This window comes from Georgenia sp. AZ-5 (genome assembly GCF_043952095.1).
In the GTDB taxonomy this organism is placed as follows: Bacteria; Actinomycetota; Actinomycetes; order Actinomycetales; family Actinomycetaceae; genus Georgenia.
Map to the genome: position 1 here is coordinate 591,134 of NZ_JBINOU010000001.1, position 14,920 is coordinate 606,053.

Sequence of the window (14,920 nt, forward strand, 5' to 3'; positions counted from 1 at the left end):
CGCGGCCCGATCCCGGCGGGGAGAGCCCGGTCCGGGCCGCTGGCCCGGTTCCACCCGGCGAGGTGGTGACCCGGCGGCTCCTCACGTGCGGCGTGCTCGCCGGGCCGCTGTTCCTCCTCGCGGTCGCCGTGCAGGCCGCCGCCCGGAGCGACTTCGACCTCGGCCGCGACCCGCTCAGCCTGCTGAGCCACGGACCCGCGGGGTGGGTGCAGGTCGCGAACTTCTCGGTGACCGGCCTCCTGGTCCTCGCCCTCGCCGCCGGCGTCGCCCGCCTTCCCCGCCCGCGCGACCGCGGCCGCTGGGCGGCGCCCCTGCTCGGCCTCGCCGGCGTCGGGCTCGTGATGACGGGCGTGTTCCTCGTCGACGCGCCGGCCGCCGGCGCCGCGGGCGCCGTCGACGCGGCCGCTCCGGCGGTCCCCACGGGGCACGGCCGCGCGCACGACGTCGGCACCGCGCTGGCCATCAACCCGGCGCTCGCGGCCGCGCTGTCCCTGGGCCGCCGGTTCGCCGCCGGCGGGCGGCCCGGCTGGGCGGCGTACTGCGGCGCCAGCGTGCTCGCCGGCGCCGGCCTCGCCTGGTGGCCGGACCGCGACAGCACCCCGGCGCGCCTCGCGCTCGTGGCGGTGGTGCTGATGTCGTGGCTGGGGGCGAGCGCCGCCGCGCTGCGCCAGGAGACGGCGCCGCCCCGGCGGGAGCGCGCGTAACTCGCACCGGCGGCGCGGCGGAGGCTCTTGCCGGGCAACCTGCGTTGGCCAATACCGTTAGCCAACACGTCGGCGCACCGGAGGAGCGCCATGAGCACCACCCGATGGATCGACCGGCCCGGCGGGCGCGTCGCGTACGACGTCACGGGCACCGGACCTCTCGTCATCGCCGTCCCCGGGATGGGCGACGTCCGGCAGGAGTATCGCCACCTCGTCCCGCACCTGGTGCGCGGGGGCCTCCGCGTCGCGACCACCGACCTGCGCGGTCACGGCGACAGCGACGCGACCTTCACCCGCTTCGGGGACGTCGAGACGGCCGGCGACGTGCTCGCCCTGGCGGACGAGCTGTCCCCGGGCGCCCCGGTCCTCCTCGCCGGCAGCTCGATGGGCGCCGCGGCCGCCCTCTGGGCCGCGGCCGAGCGGCCGGAGCGGGTCTCCGCCCTGGTCCTGCTCGGGCCGTTCGCCCGCGACGCGCGCACGCCGGCCCTCGCCCGGTGGCTCATGCGCGTGGCGCTGCTGCGCCCATGGGGGCCGCGCGCCTGGGTGACCTACCACCGCTCCCTCTTCGCCGGTCGGCCGCCGGCCGACCACGCGGACCACGCCGCGCGGAACCTGGCCGCCCTGCGCCGTCCCGCTCACTGGCGCGCGTTCACCGAGACGGTCCGCCAGCTCACCCATGCCCCGGTCGAGGCCCGGCTGGGCGAGGTCCGCGCGCCGGCCCTTGTCGTCATGGGCGGCAAGGACCCCGACTTCCCCGACCCGGCCGCGGAGGCGGCGTGGCTCGGAGAGCGCCTGGGCGCGGAGGTGCTGGTGCGCCCGGTGTCGGGCCACTACCCGCACGCCGACGACGCCGCGGCCGTGGGCCCCGCCGTCGCAGCATTCCTCACACGGGTGGCGGGCACGCGCGTCGATGCCTAGGGCGGGACTCACCCCGGAGCGGGTGGAGGAGCTCGGCTGCGCCGTCGCGGACGACGTGGGCTGGGAGCTCCTCACCCTCGCCGCCGTGGCGCAGCGGGCCGGGGTGCGGCTGCCGTCGCTGTACAAGCACGTGGCGAGCGTGGAGGACCTGCGCGAGCGGATCGCCGCGCGCACGGTCACAGAGCTGCGCGCCGCGGTGGCCGAGGCGGTCGCCGGCGCCTCCGGCCGCGCCGCCCTGCGGGCGGTGGCGCAGGCGTACCGCGCCTTCGCCCTCGCGCACCCGGGCCGCTACCCGGCGGTGGTGCGGGCACCGGGGCCCGATGACGTCGTCGCCGGGACGGCCGCGGGGGAGCTGCTGGGCACGATCGACGACGCGCTGGCGGCCTACGGCCTGGAGGGCGACGACCGGGTGGACGGCGTGCGGATCGTGCGCAGCGCCCTGCACGGCTTCGTCTCCCTGGAGACCCGGGGCGGGTTCCGCATGCCCCGCGACGTCGAGCGCACCTTCGCCCGGATGGTCGACGCCCTGGACGCCGCGCTGCGGGCGGTGGGCGGCGTGGGCGGCGACCCCGGGCGCGCGGCGCGGGTAGGTTCGCATCCGTGAGCGACACCGGCTACGGCGACTTCGAGTTCGAGCGGAAGTTCCTCGTCCGCGAGCTGCCGGTCTCCCTGCTGGGGGAGCCGGCGCCGGACCTGATCGTGCAGATCTACTTCCTGGCAGCCGAGGGCTACGCGCTGCGCGTGCGGCTGCAGGGTCCCGCGGGGGACGTGCCGGCGGGCGGCGACATCGACTCCCTCGACCCGGCGGCCTTCACGTTCTGCGCGCTGACCGCCAAGGGGCCCTACATCGGCGGCACCCGGTACGAGGCGGAGCGGGAGCTGGACGTCTCGGTCGGGCTGGCGATGGTCCGCCTGGGCGGCCAGCGGGTGACCAAGCTGCGCCACTCCATCTGGCTGGGCGGGGACGGGTGGGTGATCGACGAGTTCCTCGGTGACAACGCCCCGCTCGTCGTTGCCGAGTGCGAGCGCGGCGGCCCCGTGACCGACCTGGCGATCCCGGACTTCTGCGTGACCGAGCTCACCGACGACCCGCGCTTCGCCAACGACGCCCTGGCTGGGCGGCCCTACGCCGCCTGGCGGGAGGAGTTCGAGCGGGAGCTGGCGGCCACGGGCCCGCGGTTCCTCGAGGAGTTCGGCCACAACGAGCTCGGCCTGTCCTCCGACTCCTGAGCCGGCTCGGGGGCTGCGCCGAGCTCTCTGGCCGCCGGCCCCGAGGGGCGTCGAAATCTGACGGCGGCTCAGTCGCGCGCCGCGCTGCCCCCGGCGACGGCGAAGCTCCACTGCTCGGAGCTGATGCCGACCGGCCGCTGCCGGGCGCCGTCCTCGCTGCGCCCGTGGCCGGCGGCGAAGCCCTCCGACCCCACCCAGGCGTCGTACGCGGCCTCGTCCCGCCAGCGGGTGACGACCAGCCAGGTGGTGCGCCCGTCGGTCGGCTGGAGGAGCTCGAAGCCCTCGAACCCGTCGACGCCGTCCACCGCGCCGGCGCGGGCGGCGAACCGCCGGGCCAGCTCGTTGCCGCTGTCGGCCGGAACGGTGATGGCGTTGATCTTCACGATGCTCATGCGCCCATCATCGGGGAAGAACCTGCCGCCGGGACAACCCTGCCGTCGTCCGGCCTGCGGACCGCCCCCGGTGTCCGTAACGTTCGGGGCATGCTCACCCTGGAGAGGCTGATGGCCTCCGAGATGGAGCTCGCGGCGGGGGACGGCGCCACCTACCGGCGGGTGCTCACGGAGAACGCGCTCGTCGTGGTGCCGGGCATGGTCCTGGACGCCGAGGCGTGCATCAAGACCATGGACGCGAGCCCGCCGTGGGACAGCACCCAGTTCTGGGACGCCCACCTCGTCCGGCTCACCCCTGACAGCGCTGCCGTCGTCTACACGTTCGAGGGCGTGCGCGGCGGCAACACCTACCGCGCGGTGCTCAGCAGCACCTACGTGCTCCGCGACGGCGTGCCCCGCCTGGCGCTGCACCAGCAGACGCAGGTCACCTGACGGGACCTGTCCCCGTGGACGTCGTCGTGAGCCGGGCCGGCGCCGCGGAGTGGCGCACGGTGCGCGAGGTGCGCCTGCGGGCGCTGGCCGCCGACCCCGCCGCCTTCGGCTCCACGCTCGCGCGCGAGCAGGCGTTCGGCGACGACGTCTGGCGCGGGCGCGCCGGCGCGGGCCGCACCTTCCTCGCCCGCCGGGGCGGCGCCGTCGTCGGCATCGCCTCCTACTACGTGGAGGAGGGCCGCGAGGACGAGCGCCAGCTCGTGTCGATGTGGGTCGCGCCCGAGGCGCGCGGCTCCGGCATCGCGCCGCTGCTGGTCGGCGCGGTGCGGGACGCCGCGGCGGCGGAGGGCGCCGCGGCGCTGACGCTCTTCGTGGCGCAGGGCAACGAGGCGGCCCGGCGGCTGTACGAGCGTCTCGGCTTCCGGCCCACCGGTGAGATCCAGGCGCTGCCCTCCGACCCGTCCCGCGGCGAGGAGCGCTACGCGCTGCCCCTCGCCGCGGGCCGGGGCGGCACGGGCTGAGCCGCCGCACGCCCCGCTCAAGCCCCGCGGCCGCCCGGCCGGGCCGGGGGCAGGAACGACGTGGCGTTCCTGGCCCTCCGCGTGCCGCGCCGGCGCTCTGCGGTGCGCGCCTCCGTGACCAGGTCGCGGGCGCGGTACTCGTGGAGCTGCAGCCACATGTCCATCAGTGCCTCCTCGTGGGGTCGTCACCCGCGGCGGTCGTGGGGTGGATGGTGGTGGGCGTCTCGCCATGGGCGTCTCCCGTGCTCGCGGCCGCACGGCGTGCGGCACTGGGGACGACGATGCAAGCTCAAGTCGGCTTGAGGTCAAGCCGCTACGGTGGCCGCGTGCCTCCCGCCACCACCCTCACGATCGGGGAGCTCGCGCGCCGTTCGGGCGCCGCGCCGTCGGCGCTGCGGTACTACGAGGAGCGCGGCCTGATCCTCGCGGAGCGCACGGCCGGCGGACAGCGGAGGTATCCGCGCTCGACCCTGCGGCGGGTGGCCTTCATCCGCACCGCCCAGCGCGTGGGGCTGTCGCTCGAGGAGATCGCGCAGGCGCTGAGCGCCCTGCCGGGGAACGCCACCCCGACGCGGGCTGACTGGGCGCGGCTCTCGGCCGGCTGGCGGCCACGGATCGACGAGCAGATCGCCCGGCTGGAGCGGCTGCGCGACAAGCTCGACGGCTGCATCGGGTGCGGCTGCCTGAGCCTCGACAGGTGCGCGCTGAGCAACCCCGAGGACGAGGCCGCGGGCCGGGGGCCGGGCGCGGCGTTCCTCTGAGCCCTCGGGCGTCGGCGTGCTCGCCGCCGGAAGCGGAAGGACCGCCGGTCGCCCGGCGGTCCTCGGGTCCGGCTCACAGGCCGGAGTTGCGGTGCCTCCGCGGAAGGAAGCGCGTCGCCTGCCTGCCGTGGGGGGCGCTGCGGCGCCTGGCGGAGGCCTCGGCCTCGCGGATCAGGTCCAGCGCCCGGATGTCGTGCAACTCGAGCCACTCGCTCATCTACTTCTCCGTCTCGTGTGCTGGGACTTGGTGGTCGTCGGGGCGCGGTGCAGGGTGGGCGTCTTGGCCACCGGCGCACCCCGCCGGATCGGGAAGGCGGTCCTGCGCGGATCCATCGGTCCTCCTCGGGTCGCTCCCGGCGGACGCCGGAACGGTAGGCGCAGCGGGGCGCGCGGGCGCGTGCTCGAGCTGCGTGGGTGTGGCCCCTGGGGGCGTGCTCGTCCGGAGACTGCCGGCGAGGGAGGTGCCGCTGCGGGACGTCGGCTCCGACGTCCCCCGCGCTCAGGCGGTCGGCCCGCAGGCTGGGCCTGCGGTGCCGGCGGGCCGGAGCCCGCGGACGGCGTCGCCGAGCACCTCGCGGCCGGCACGGCCCGCGATGACGAGGTGATCGGTGAACATGGACCCATCACAGCAGCGGCGCGCCGCCCGCGGCAACGTATTTATCGGTGGCGCCTCTCCCGCGGTGTTTCCCGCACGGGCACCCGTACGCTCGACGCGGGTGGCCGACCGGGACGACGGTACGCGGTGGACCGTCATGACCGACCCCGAGGGCAACGAGTTCTGCGTGGTCCAGCGCTGAGGCGCCGGGTCGGCGGCAGGGAGGAGCGCCATGACCGGACCCGCCATCGCCGTCACCGGGGCGACCGGGCGCCTGGGCGGCCGCGTCGCGCGCCGGCTGGCCGCCGCCGGCGTGCCCCAGCGCCTGCTGGTCAGGGACCCGGGCCGGGCGCCGGAGTTGCCCGGTGCCGAGATCGCCGTCGCCACCTACGACCAGCCGGACGCCGCCCGGGCAGCGCTGCGGGGCGTGCGCACGCTGTTCATGGTCTCCGGCAAGGAGACGCCCGACCGGCTCGCGGACCACACGGCGTTCGTCGACGCCGCCGCGGCGGCGGGGGTCGAGCGCATCGTCTACACGTCGTTCTACGGCGCCGCGCCGGACGCCACCTTCACGCACGCCCGCCTGCACTGGGCCACCGAGGAGTACCTGCGCGCCGCGCCGCCGGCGGTCGTCGCCCTGCGGGACAACCTCTATCTCGACTTCGCGACCTCCCTCATGGGGGACGACGGCGTCATCCGCGGCCCCGCGGGCCAGGGGAGGTTCTCCCCGGTCGCGCAGGACGACATCGCCGACGCGGCCGTCGCGATCCTGCTCGACCCGGCGCCGCACGAGGGCCGGGTCTACGACCTCACGGGCCCCGAGGAGCTGACCCTGACGGAGGTGGCCGCGGGCCTGACCGCGCATCTGGGGCGGGAGGTGCGCTACGTCGAGGAGACCCTCGAGGAGGCGTACGCCTCCCGGGCGCACTACGGCGCGCCGGACTGGGAGGTGGAGGCGTGGGTGAGCACCTACACCGCCATCGCCGCCGGCGAGATGGCGGGCGTCAGCCCCGCCGTCCCGATCCTCACCGGCCACCCCGCCACGTCGCTCGAGCAGCTGTTCCCGCCCGGCGCGGGCGCCCGGGCCTGACTCCATCCACCTCGGAAGGTCGCCTGGCGCTCTGGCGGTCACTCCTGGCACAGCCGACGGTGCGTCCGCCTCTGATCAGACCCAGGTGGGGGAGAGGGTGACCTCCCACGGGTGCCGCTCGAAGGTGCGCCACCACCCGTGCGCGCCGGGGGGCAGCCAGTCCTGCGGCGCCTGCGAGACGAGCGCGCGCAGCTCGCGCTTGAGCGCCACGAGCTCACGGAGGTCCGGCGTGGCGTCGTCGTCGCCGGGGGCGAGCAGCTCGGTCTCCAGCGCCCAGATCTGCCGCCGCAGCTCGATGAGGTCCCGCGCGAGGAGCCGCTGCTCGTCCGTCGCGGGCTGCGTGGCCTCGGCCGCGCGGAGGTAGCCGTAGTCCATCGCGATGGCGATCAGGCCCGGATCCACGGTGAGCGCGTCGTGGATGTCGAGCTCGGGGGAGATGACCGTGACGCCGGCCGTCCGGGCGTAGGTCACCTCGTCGTGCAGGCCCTCGTCGGACATGATGCCGGCGGTGCTGCGCAGCACGATCGAGAGCATGTCCTTCTCGGCGTAGCTGTCCTGGTGCGGCACGCCCGGGGGCGCCGCGACGACGGCGAAGGCCCGGCCCACCCCCAGGTGCTCGACGGCGATCTCGGCCGGCAGCGTCTCCCGCACGCCGGGTCGACGTAGTGCTCCTCGCCGAGCTGCACGGGGGCGAAGACGGCGGGGATGGCGCACGAGGCCCGGATGGCCTCCACGAGCGGCACGGTCGTGGTGCCCGGCACCGGCGCGTCGCAGCGGTCGACCAGCTCGCCGCGCTCGGTGACGTACCGCAGCTCGCCGGACTCCAGCGCCACGACGGCGACCCGTAGCGTCACGCCGGAGGCCGCCACGCGCTCGGGCGTGAAGACCTCCGGGTCCAGCAGCCGGTCGACGATCGAGCCGGGGCGGTACATCGACTGGGCCCGGCGAGCCCCGCGCACGATGGCCTCCAGGTCCGGCCGGGCCCGCCCGGCCTCGCGCAGCGCCGTCACCAGCTCGACCACGTTGACCGGCGCCCAGGTGCCGTCCGCAGGCGGGTCGTCCGCGGTCACCTGCCCGTCCGGCCCGTCCACGACGACGGCGCTCAGGGCCGCCGCCTCCTCCGCCGTGCCGCGGCGGACGGTCCGGTCCGCCACCCGGGCGAAGCTGCGACCCAGGGTGCTCTGGCGCCGCTGCTGGCGGGTGAACGCCGTCACCAGCGCCGGCCCCCGACGGCGCAGCAGGGCGAACCACTCCAGCTCGGTGAACATGTCCGAGCTCTCCCGCATGCCGAGCCAGACGCCCTCGAGGCCGGCGAGCGCGCGCCGCTGCCCGGCGTGGTCCGACGCCTGGGCGAGGACGGCCGCGAGGATGGACCCGGCGGAGGTGCCGGTGATCACCTGCGGCGTCACGCCGAGGCGGTCGTAGAGGTAGCGCAGGGCGCCGATCTGGAAGCTCGCGCGCGCGCCGCCGCCGCTGAGCACCAGCCCCACCCTCTCATCGGCGGACTGGCGCTCGCGGAGCTTCCAGAACATGCGGCCAGGCTAACCGGGCGGCCTCGGTCCGGCCGGACGTCGGATCCGGCTGCGCGCGCGGATGGCTCCGGCTCATGCTTTATTGGCGCCAGCAGTGAGGGGGCGAGGATGACCGCTCAGCGGGAGGTCCGGCCCGGGACGGCGCTCCGCCGGGCCGAGGGTCCGGTGCAGGGACGCCGTCCCTCCCGGCGGTTCATGCTGGGCAGGGCGCTGCGGGACTTCTTCGCCGACGAGTGCTGGGACCGGGCCGCGGGGCTGACCTTCTTCGGGGTGCTGTCGATCCCGCCCCTCGCGGTCGCGCTCGCCTCGGTCCTGGCCGTCGTCGGCCAGGAGGAGACCACCGGAGCGATGCTGGGGATCCTGCGCCTGCTCACCCCCGACGACGAGGCGCTGGAGACGGTGAGCGAGCCCGTGGTCGCCGTCCTGCGGCACCCGGGGGCCGGCGTCTCGCTCGTGCTGGGCCTGCTCACCGCGCTGTGGATGGCCTCCGGGTACGTCGGCTCCTTCGGCCGCGCGATGAACCAGATCTACGGGGTCGACGAGGGGCGGCCGCTGTGGAAGCTGACGCTCTGGCACCTGCTCACCACGGTGGTGCTCGTCGCCTTTGCGGCCCTCGTGGCGCTGATGCTGGTCATCTCGGGGCCGGTGACGGAGGCCGTCGGGCAGGTGCTGGGGCTGGGCGACGTCAGCGTGCGGGTGTGGGAGGCCGCGCGGTGGCCCGTGCTGCTGCTCGCCGCGATCGTGGTGGTCGCGGTGCTGTACTACGCCACGCCGAACGTGCGCCACCCCCGGTTCCGGTGGGTCTCGCCCGGCGCCGTCCTGGCGCTGGGGCTCGCCGCGCTGGTCTCCTACGGGTTCAGCTTCTACGTCGAGGCGATGGGTAACCGGTTCGAGATCAGCTACGGCACGGCCCTGGCCGGGATCGTGGTGTTCTTCGTCTGGCTCTGGATCATCAACATGTCGCTGCTGCTCGGCGCCGAGCTCGACGCCGAGATCGAGCGGGCGCGGCAGCTGCAGCGGGGCATCCGGGCAGACCGGGCGGTGCAGGTACCCGTGCGCGACACGCGGGCGAGCGAGCGCGCCGCGCGGCGCCGCCGGGCGGACGAGGCGCGCTCGCGGAGCCTGCGCGAGTCGCACGGGTGGTTCGACGACGAGCTGTACCACGGCGACCCGCCGCGGCACGGGCCCAGCGAGTCTTGAGCGGCGCGCCGGGCCCGTTGCCGGCTACGTGCGGCGGCGGCTGAGCGCGAGGCCCAGAAGGATCATGGCCACGCCGAGCACGAGGTGGAGCCAGTTGTCCGCGGTGTTCACCGGCACGAAGTTCGCCGGGGACTCTTGGTCGATGAGCAGCCCGTACAGCCACAGGACGAGGTAGATCACCCCGCCGCCGACCAGGAACGTCCGCGCCCCACCGACCGTGCGCGCCATCGCCAGGCCGGCGACGCCGAAGAGCAGGTGGACGATGTTGTGCAGGATCGAGACCTGGAAGATGCCGAGGAGCATCGCCTCGGAGTCCTGGCCGAGGAAGGTCATCGCCGAGTAGTTGGACGTGACGCCCGGGATGAATCCCAGGATCCCCACGATGAGGAAGACGGCGCCGACGAGCGCGGCGGCCGTGCGGATCGTTGCCCGCTCGCCGGCCGCGCGGCCGGCCATGGGTGCGGTGGTCATCGCTACCTCCTGAAGAAGGAGGGCGGGCGCGGCACTGCGTCCGCTTCCGCCCCGGGTGCCCGGTCCGGGACCGTGCAAGAGATGCCCGAGTCCGTCACGGCTTCGTGACGGGCTCGACCGTGTCGCCGACCTTGTCCTTGCCGGCCTGCGCGATGTTCTGCTCCGACATGCTCGCTCCTCCCGTTCGGACGGGACGTGCACTTTCAGGGTAGGAACCGCTCCCCGTCGCCGCACGCCGAGAGATGTCGGGGGCTCCGCGCGGAGCGCCTCAGGGCGTGAGGTCGAGCGCCTCCTCGGTGAGGGCCAGCACCGACCACGACTCGCCGGTGTCCGCCGTGAGCTCGTACGCGGGCACCAGCAGCGCCGTGCCCGACGGCGTGGTGTAGGGGGCGACCGCGAGCCGGGCGCCCGTGATGGTCACCTGGCGCACGGGCCACGCCACCGGCTCCCCGGGGACGGCGGGCGGGGGCGGGGTGGCCCCGCCGCCCGGCGCCGCGACCGGGGCGTCCGGTGCGGTCAGGGCCGTGGAGCTCGGGTCCTCCGGGGCCGCCGGCGCCGCTGGGTCCGGGACCGGTCGGCCCTCGCGGGCCGGGCCTGCCTCGCCGGCCCCGCCTGCCTCGGCAGCCATGATCGAGAACCCGCCCAGCACCCCGAACCGCGGGTCGTTCAGGCGCCCCACCGCCTCGGCGGGGCTCACCACGGGGTACGTGCCGAGCTCGGTCAGCGGCGCCAGCGGACCGGAGGCCCAGGCCACGCCCGCTCCGGTGACGGTGAGGTACCACGCCACCCCGGTCCGGCCGCCGCCCCGCACGAGGTGGGCGATCACCGACACGGCCGGACCGTGCCCGAGGTCGGGCACCTCGTACTCGAACCCGTCGAGCCCGAGCGCCGCCAGCAGGGCCTCGGCCTCGTCGGTCGCCGTCTGCGGGTCGGGGGCGGGCCCGGTGTCCCGCGGGACGCACTCGACGGCGCCGCCGGTCGCCTCGCACACCGGCTCGGCCGCCGGGTCGTGGTAGCTGAGGCCGGCCTGGCCGTCCGCGTGCACGGAGATCGACGGGCCCGAGCCGTCCTGGGGGCCCACCTGCCACACGCCGTCCTGCAGGCGGGGCTCGCCCGTCACCCCCAGCGCCGCCGCGGCCGCGGCGACGCGCTCGGCCGTGAAGGCCGCGGCCGCGTCGAAGGCCCAGGCCGGCGCCGTGCCCGCCGCGTCGGAGAGGCCGGCGCCCGTGAAGGTGGTGCGCCCGCCCACGCCCGGGCCGGGCCAGATCTCCGGGGCCACCGCGGCGCCGCGCAGGTCGGTCCCGTCGAGCGCCGGCTCGGCGCCGCCCGCCGTGTCGCCCGGCACCGCGGTCTCCCCGGTCGTCCGCCCGAGCCCGAAGCCCGCCGCGCCCACCACCGCCACCCCGGCGGCGACCGCGGCGACCCGGGCCCAGCCTCGCCGTGCGCGGGCCCGCCGGTCCGCCAGCGCGGGCGGGGCCGTCGGGGTGGCCGCGGGGGCGTCGCCGGCCATCCGCGCGTCGACGGCGGCGCGCAGCCGGTCCAGGTCCACCCGGGCGCCCGCCGCCGGGTCCGCGGCCCGCAGGCGGTCCACGGCGTCCGCGGCGGAGGGTCCGCCCGTCCCTTCCTCGTTCATCCTCGCTCCGTCCGTCGGGTTCGACCGCTCACTCCCGCGGCCACGCCGCCGCCAGCCGGGCTCTGGCCCGGGACAGGGCCGCGTCCGCGCCGCCGCGGCTGATGCCCAGCACGGCGGCGAGCTCGACCCCGCCCAGGCCCTCCCAGGCGTGCAGGAGCAGGACCGTGCGGTCGCGCGGGCTCAGCGTCAGCAGCGCCGTCCGGGCGGCCTCGTCGGCGAGGACGAGGTCGGCCGGGTCGTCGTCGGCAACCTGCTCCGGCAGGTGGTCGGCGGGGCCGGGGACCCGCTTGCGCCGGTGGTTGGCGAGCACGAACCCGGCGGTGCGGTAGAGCCAGGGCAGCTCCGCGCCGTCGGGCACGTCCTCCCGGCGCCGCCACGCGATGGTCATGACCTCGGCGGTGAGGTCCTCGCAGTCGGCGGCCGCCGTGCGGCGCAGCAGGTACCGGTGCACCGCGGGGGCGTGGGCGCGGAAGAGCGCGTCGAACCACGCGTCGTCCCGCACGCGCGTCGCCTCCTGCGCCATGGCCCTCACACCCTGTCTCTGTCCCGGACGGGCCACATCTTGCCGGGGCTCCGGACGCGGGGCGGTGGTTCGGCCGGCGGGCGCGCCACCGCAGGGGGTGCGACGATGTCCGGCGGGCTACTTCCGTCCGCTACCGGCGGGCGGTGCGCACGGCCCCACGCCACGGGCCCTCGGCGGCGTGCCCAGGCGCCCCCGGCGCCCGAACGAAAGGGATCGCGACATGACGCAGGAAGGGGCGCGGCGCGACCGCGGCGAGCGGCTCCCGCTCAGCACCCGGGATCGGCTTGTGGGGGCATGGACGCTCGCCTCGCTCGCCGAGGACGGCGGGGAGGCGGCGGAGGGCGCCGAGGGCCTCGCCCTGTACACGCCGGACGGCCACGTCGCGGTGCAGGTGACCCGCGCAGGTGGGGAGGGCGGCGCCCTGGCCGGCCCCTGCGAGCTGGACGAGGACGGCGGCAGCATCACCCAGCGCGTGAGCCGCGTGGTGGCCGTGGGTGCGGCCGACGGTCTCGGTGACGGGGTCCTGGAGCTCGCGGACGACGAGCTCGTCCTCACCGCCCCCTCGGGCACCCGCCTCGTGTGGCGCCGCGCCCGGCCGGAGGTGTGATCAGGCCTCCGCGGGCCACGCCGCCGCGTCGGCCCCGGCGGTGAGCCGGGCGGCGTCGGACACCACGGCGGCCAGCCCGGCGCCGCGCGCGTACACCTCGCGCTGGCGCCGCGCGCCGGTGCCCCGGCGGAGCAGGACGTCCAGGCGCTCCTCCACGAGGGCCGCGTCACCGGCGGCGCGCAGCGCCGGCCGCACGTGCGCGAGGAGCGCACGCACGACCTCTGCGGCCGGGCGGGGGCGGACCGTGACGGGGTCGACGAGGACGCCGTCGAGGCCCTCCCGGGCCGCCTGCCACATGGCCAGGCGCAGCGTGGTCGCCGGCACGGGAGGCGGCGGTGCCCCGCCGGCCCAGGACGAGGCGGCGGTCTCCACGAGCGCCCGGCACAGCGCGGCGACCAGCACGGCGTCCTCGGCGTGCAGGCACACGTCGGCCGAGCGGATCTCCACGGTCGGGAAGTGCTCGGAGGCGCGGGCGTCGAAGTAGAGCATCCCGCGGTCCAGCAGGACGCCGGAGGCGATCATCTGCGCGACCAGGTCGTCGTAGGCCGCGGCGGAGCCGAAGACCTCGGTCGGGCCTGCGGAGGGCCAGCGCAGCATGAGCTGGCTCCGGAAGCTCGCGTACCCCGTGCTCAGCCCCTGCCAGAAGGGGGAGTTGACGGTGAGGGCCTGGACCACGGGCAGCCACACCCGGATGCGGTCCAGCACGGCGACCGCCTCCTCGTGGCTGTCGATCCGGACGTGGACGTGGAGCCCGCAGGTCAGGTGCTGCCGGCCGGTGAGGCCGTAGCGGCGCACCATCTCCTCGTACCGGGGCGAGCCGACGACCTGCGGCTCGACCTCGGCCGGGTAGGTCCCGAGCGCGGCGACCTCCGCGCCCACGCTGGCGGCGGCGCGGGCCGCCCGGAGCCGCCAGTCGCGCAGCTCCTCCTCCAGCTCGAGCATGCTCGTGTGCGGCCGGGTGTTGGTCTCGAGCTGCTGCTCGGCCATCTCGTGGGTCAGCACGCCGCCCGGGCCGCCCCCCGGCAGGGTCGCGGTGCCCCAGGCGCGCGCCTGGGCGAGCGCCGCCTCCGCCACGGCCATCGCCTGCCCGGTGCCGCGCTCGACCAGCAGGAGCTCCTCCTCGACGCCCACGGTCCGCACGGGGACAGTGTGGGCCCGGAGGGGCCCCCCGGTACATGCCCGTCGGCCGCCTCCGCCCTCCCGGTCACCGCCTCCGCCTCAGGGGCGCAGCATGACCTTGATGGCCTCGCGGCTGTCCATCGCCGCGTAGGCGCGCGCCACGTCCGCCAGCGGGAGGGTGAGGTCGAAGACCTTGCCCGGCTCGATGCGGCGCTCGAGCACGTCGGACAGGAGCTCCTCGATGTACGCGCGCACGGGCGCGACGCCGCCGAGGAGGTTGACGTTGCGGTTGAACAGCGGGCGGACCGGCAGGGCCGAGATGCCGTTGGGGACGCCGACGTAGCCGACGTTGCCGCCGGGCCGCGCCGCGGCGATCGCCTGCTCCATGGAGGACTGGTTGCCCACCGCCTCGACCACCACGTCCGCGCCCGGCCCGCCCAGCAGGTCGCGGAGCTCGGCCACGCCCTCCTCGCCCCGGGCGGTGATGACGTCGTCGGCGCCGAGGGCGCGCGCCACCGCCTGCCGCGCCGGGTACCTGGAGAAGATCACCACGCGCTCCGCCCCGAGCCGCCGCGCCGCCAGGGTCGCGCACAGCCCCACGGCGCCGTCGCCCACCACGGCGACCGTGGCGCCCGGGCGCACGCCGCCGCGCAGGGCCGCGTGGTGCCCGGTGCCCATGACGTCGGTAAGGGTGAGCACCGAGGGGAGCAGCTCCTCGTCCGGGGCGCCGGGCACCTTCACGAGGGTGCCGTCGGCCAGCGGCGCGCGGACGTACTCGCCCTGCCCGCCGTCGACGAGGTCGCCGTCGCCGTCCCGGGCTCCCCAGTAGCCGCCCCGCACGCAGGAGGTCTGAACGCCGGCCAGGCAGTTCACGCACTCGCCGCAGCTGTAGGAGAACGGCGCGACGACGAAGTCACCGGGGGCCACCGACCGCACCTCGCCGCCGACCTCCTCGACGACGCCGACGAACTCGTGACCGATCCGGCTCGGCCCCCCGGAGCCCACGACGCCGCGGTAGTGCCACAGGTCCGACCCGCACACGCAGGAGGCGACCACGCGCACGACGGCGTCGGTGGGACGCAGGACGCGCGGGTCGGGAGCCTCTTCAAGCCGTACGTCGCGGGGGCCGTGGATCGTGGTCGCACGCATCCACCGATCCTAGGTGCGCGAACGATCCCGCCCCGGCCGGAGG

21 protein-coding genes are annotated in these 14,920 nt (G+C 76.4%); 11 read left to right on the plus strand and 10 right to left on the minus strand.

The genetic code is table 11. The features are described from left to right. The first annotated feature begins 65 nt into the window (after nt 1-65). The 4 genes from ACF0H8_RS02805 to ACF0H8_RS02820 all read left to right on the plus strand — a co-directional run bounded on the left by ACF0H8_RS02805 (nt 66) and on the right by ACF0H8_RS02820 (nt 2,852). The gene (locus ACF0H8_RS02805) at nt 66-704 is read left to right on the plus strand and encodes a DUF998 domain-containing protein (protein WP_395287472.1); all 639 of its coding nucleotides are present in this window, start codon (nt 66-68) and stop codon (nt 702-704) included. Between the two features lie 90 nt (nt 705-794). Beyond that, nucleotides 795-1,622, plus strand: coding sequence for an alpha/beta fold hydrolase (locus ACF0H8_RS02810; RefSeq protein WP_395287473.1), 828 nt, complete (start codon nt 795-797; stop codon nt 1,620-1,622). Next, entirely contained in the window at nt 1,615-2,226 is a 612-nt protein-coding gene (locus tag ACF0H8_RS02815; RefSeq protein ID WP_395287474.1) for a TetR/AcrR family transcriptional regulator, read from the plus strand. Before ACF0H8_RS02810 ends, ACF0H8_RS02815 begins: the two co-directional genes overlap by 8 nt. After that, nucleotides 2,223-2,852, plus strand: coding sequence for a hypothetical protein (locus tag ACF0H8_RS02820; protein ID WP_395287475.1), 630 nt, complete (start codon nt 2,223-2,225; stop codon nt 2,850-2,852). Before ACF0H8_RS02815 ends, ACF0H8_RS02820 begins: the two co-directional genes overlap by 4 nt. A 68-nt stretch (nt 2,853-2,920) precedes the next feature. Here ACF0H8_RS02820 and ACF0H8_RS02825 read toward each other — a convergent pair whose 3' ends face one another. After that, nucleotides 2,921-3,244 (minus strand): antibiotic biosynthesis monooxygenase family protein, encoded by a 324-nt coding sequence (locus ACF0H8_RS02825; RefSeq protein ID WP_395287476.1) that lies wholly within the window; start codon nt 3,242-3,244, stop codon nt 2,921-2,923. Nucleotides 3,245-3,334: 90 nt separating this feature from the next. Here ACF0H8_RS02825 and ACF0H8_RS02830 point away from each other — a divergent pair, with 90 nt between their 5' ends. After that, a complete protein-coding gene (locus ACF0H8_RS02830; protein ID WP_395287477.1) occupies nt 3,335-3,676 on the plus strand; it encodes a nuclear transport factor 2 family protein in 342 nt (113 codons plus the stop codon). Nucleotides 3,677-3,690: 14 nt separating this feature from the next. After that, complete coding sequence (locus ACF0H8_RS02835) at nt 3,691-4,197, plus strand: GNAT family N-acetyltransferase (protein ID WP_395287478.1); 507 nt, start codon at nt 3,691-3,693, stop codon at nt 4,195-4,197. 17 nt (nt 4,198-4,214) lie between these two features. Here the strand turns inward: ACF0H8_RS02835 and ACF0H8_RS02840 are convergent, their stop codons facing one another. After that, a complete protein-coding gene (locus ACF0H8_RS02840) occupies nt 4,215-4,361 on the minus strand; it encodes a hypothetical protein (RefSeq protein WP_395287479.1) in 147 nt (48 codons plus the stop codon). A gap of 105 nt (nt 4,362-4,466) precedes the next feature. On the opposite strand from ACF0H8_RS02840, the gene soxR reads away from it, so the two are divergent. Then, nucleotides 4,467-4,958, plus strand: coding sequence for a redox-sensitive transcriptional activator SoxR (soxR, locus tag ACF0H8_RS02845; RefSeq protein WP_395290798.1), 492 nt, complete (start codon nt 4,467-4,469; stop codon nt 4,956-4,958). Nucleotides 4,959-5,031: 73 nt separating this feature from the next. On the opposite strand, the gene ACF0H8_RS02850 is transcribed toward soxR, so the two are convergent. Further along, nucleotides 5,032-5,175, minus strand: coding sequence for a hypothetical protein (locus tag ACF0H8_RS02850; RefSeq protein WP_395287480.1), 144 nt, complete (start codon nt 5,173-5,175; stop codon nt 5,032-5,034). Between the two features lie 397 nt (nt 5,176-5,572). Between ACF0H8_RS02850 and ACF0H8_RS02855 the strand changes: the two genes are divergently transcribed. Together ACF0H8_RS02855 and ACF0H8_RS02860 are read left to right on the plus strand one after the other, a co-directional pair. Then, nucleotides 5,573-5,755, plus strand: a complete 183-nt coding sequence (locus tag ACF0H8_RS02855) for a VOC family protein (protein ID WP_395287481.1) — start codon at nt 5,573-5,575, stop codon at nt 5,753-5,755. Between the two features lie 30 nt (nt 5,756-5,785). Continuing rightward, nucleotides 5,786-6,643 (plus strand): SDR family oxidoreductase, encoded by an 858-nt coding sequence (locus ACF0H8_RS02860; protein WP_395287482.1) that lies wholly within the window; start codon nt 5,786-5,788, stop codon nt 6,641-6,643. 75 nt (nt 6,644-6,718) lie between these two features. On the opposite strand, the gene ACF0H8_RS02865 is transcribed toward ACF0H8_RS02860, so the two are convergent. Both ACF0H8_RS02865 and ACF0H8_RS02870 read right to left on the minus strand, forming a co-directional pair. After that, nucleotides 6,719-7,165 carry a hypothetical protein gene (locus tag ACF0H8_RS02865; protein ID WP_395287483.1) on the minus strand — a complete coding sequence of 149 codons (447 nt, stop codon included), beginning with the start codon at nt 7,163-7,165 and terminating at the stop codon, nt 6,719-6,721. Continuing rightward, entirely contained in the window at nt 7,111-8,175 is a 1,065-nt protein-coding gene (locus tag ACF0H8_RS02870) for a patatin-like phospholipase family protein (protein ID WP_395287484.1), read from the minus strand. Before ACF0H8_RS02870 ends, ACF0H8_RS02865 begins: the two co-directional genes overlap by 55 nt. A gap of 108 nt (nt 8,176-8,283) precedes the next feature. Here ACF0H8_RS02870 and ACF0H8_RS02875 point away from each other — a divergent pair, with 108 nt between their 5' ends. Further along, complete coding sequence (locus ACF0H8_RS02875) at nt 8,284-9,375, plus strand: YihY/virulence factor BrkB family protein (RefSeq protein WP_395287485.1); 1,092 nt, start codon at nt 8,284-8,286, stop codon at nt 9,373-9,375. Nucleotides 9,376-9,399: 24 nt separating this feature from the next. Here the strand turns inward: ACF0H8_RS02875 and ACF0H8_RS02880 are convergent, their stop codons facing one another. From ACF0H8_RS02880 to ACF0H8_RS02890, 3 genes are all read right to left on the minus strand, one after another. After that, nucleotides 9,400-9,846, minus strand: a complete 447-nt coding sequence (locus tag ACF0H8_RS02880) for a DUF4383 domain-containing protein (protein WP_395287486.1) — start codon at nt 9,844-9,846, stop codon at nt 9,400-9,402. A 268-nt stretch (nt 9,847-10,114) separates the two neighbouring features. After that, nucleotides 10,115-11,479 carry a hypothetical protein gene (locus ACF0H8_RS02885; RefSeq protein ID WP_395287487.1) on the minus strand — a complete coding sequence of 455 codons (1,365 nt, stop codon included), beginning with the start codon at nt 11,477-11,479 and terminating at the stop codon, nt 10,115-10,117. A 28-nt stretch (nt 11,480-11,507) separates the two neighbouring features. After that, the gene (locus tag ACF0H8_RS02890; protein WP_395287488.1) at nt 11,508-12,002 is read right to left on the minus strand and encodes an RNA polymerase sigma factor; all 495 of its coding nucleotides are present in this window, start codon (nt 12,000-12,002) and stop codon (nt 11,508-11,510) included. A 220-nt stretch (nt 12,003-12,222) separates the two neighbouring features. On the opposite strand from ACF0H8_RS02890, the gene ACF0H8_RS02895 reads away from it, so the two are divergent. Then, nucleotides 12,223-12,609: a hypothetical protein gene (locus ACF0H8_RS02895; RefSeq protein WP_395287489.1), complete on the plus strand. Its 387-nt coding sequence runs from the start codon at nt 12,223-12,225 to the stop codon at nt 12,607-12,609. Here the strand turns inward: ACF0H8_RS02895 and ACF0H8_RS02900 are convergent, their stop codons facing one another. Continuing rightward, nucleotides 12,610-13,749: a glutamate--cysteine ligase gene (locus tag ACF0H8_RS02900; protein ID WP_395287490.1), complete on the minus strand. Its 1,140-nt coding sequence runs from the start codon at nt 13,747-13,749 to the stop codon at nt 12,610-12,612. Nucleotides 13,750-13,827: 78 nt separating this feature from the next. Beyond that, nucleotides 13,828-14,877: a zinc-binding dehydrogenase gene (locus ACF0H8_RS02905; RefSeq protein WP_395287491.1), complete on the minus strand. Its 1,050-nt coding sequence runs from the start codon at nt 14,875-14,877 to the stop codon at nt 13,828-13,830. Between the last annotated feature and the right edge of the window lie 43 nt (nt 14,878-14,920).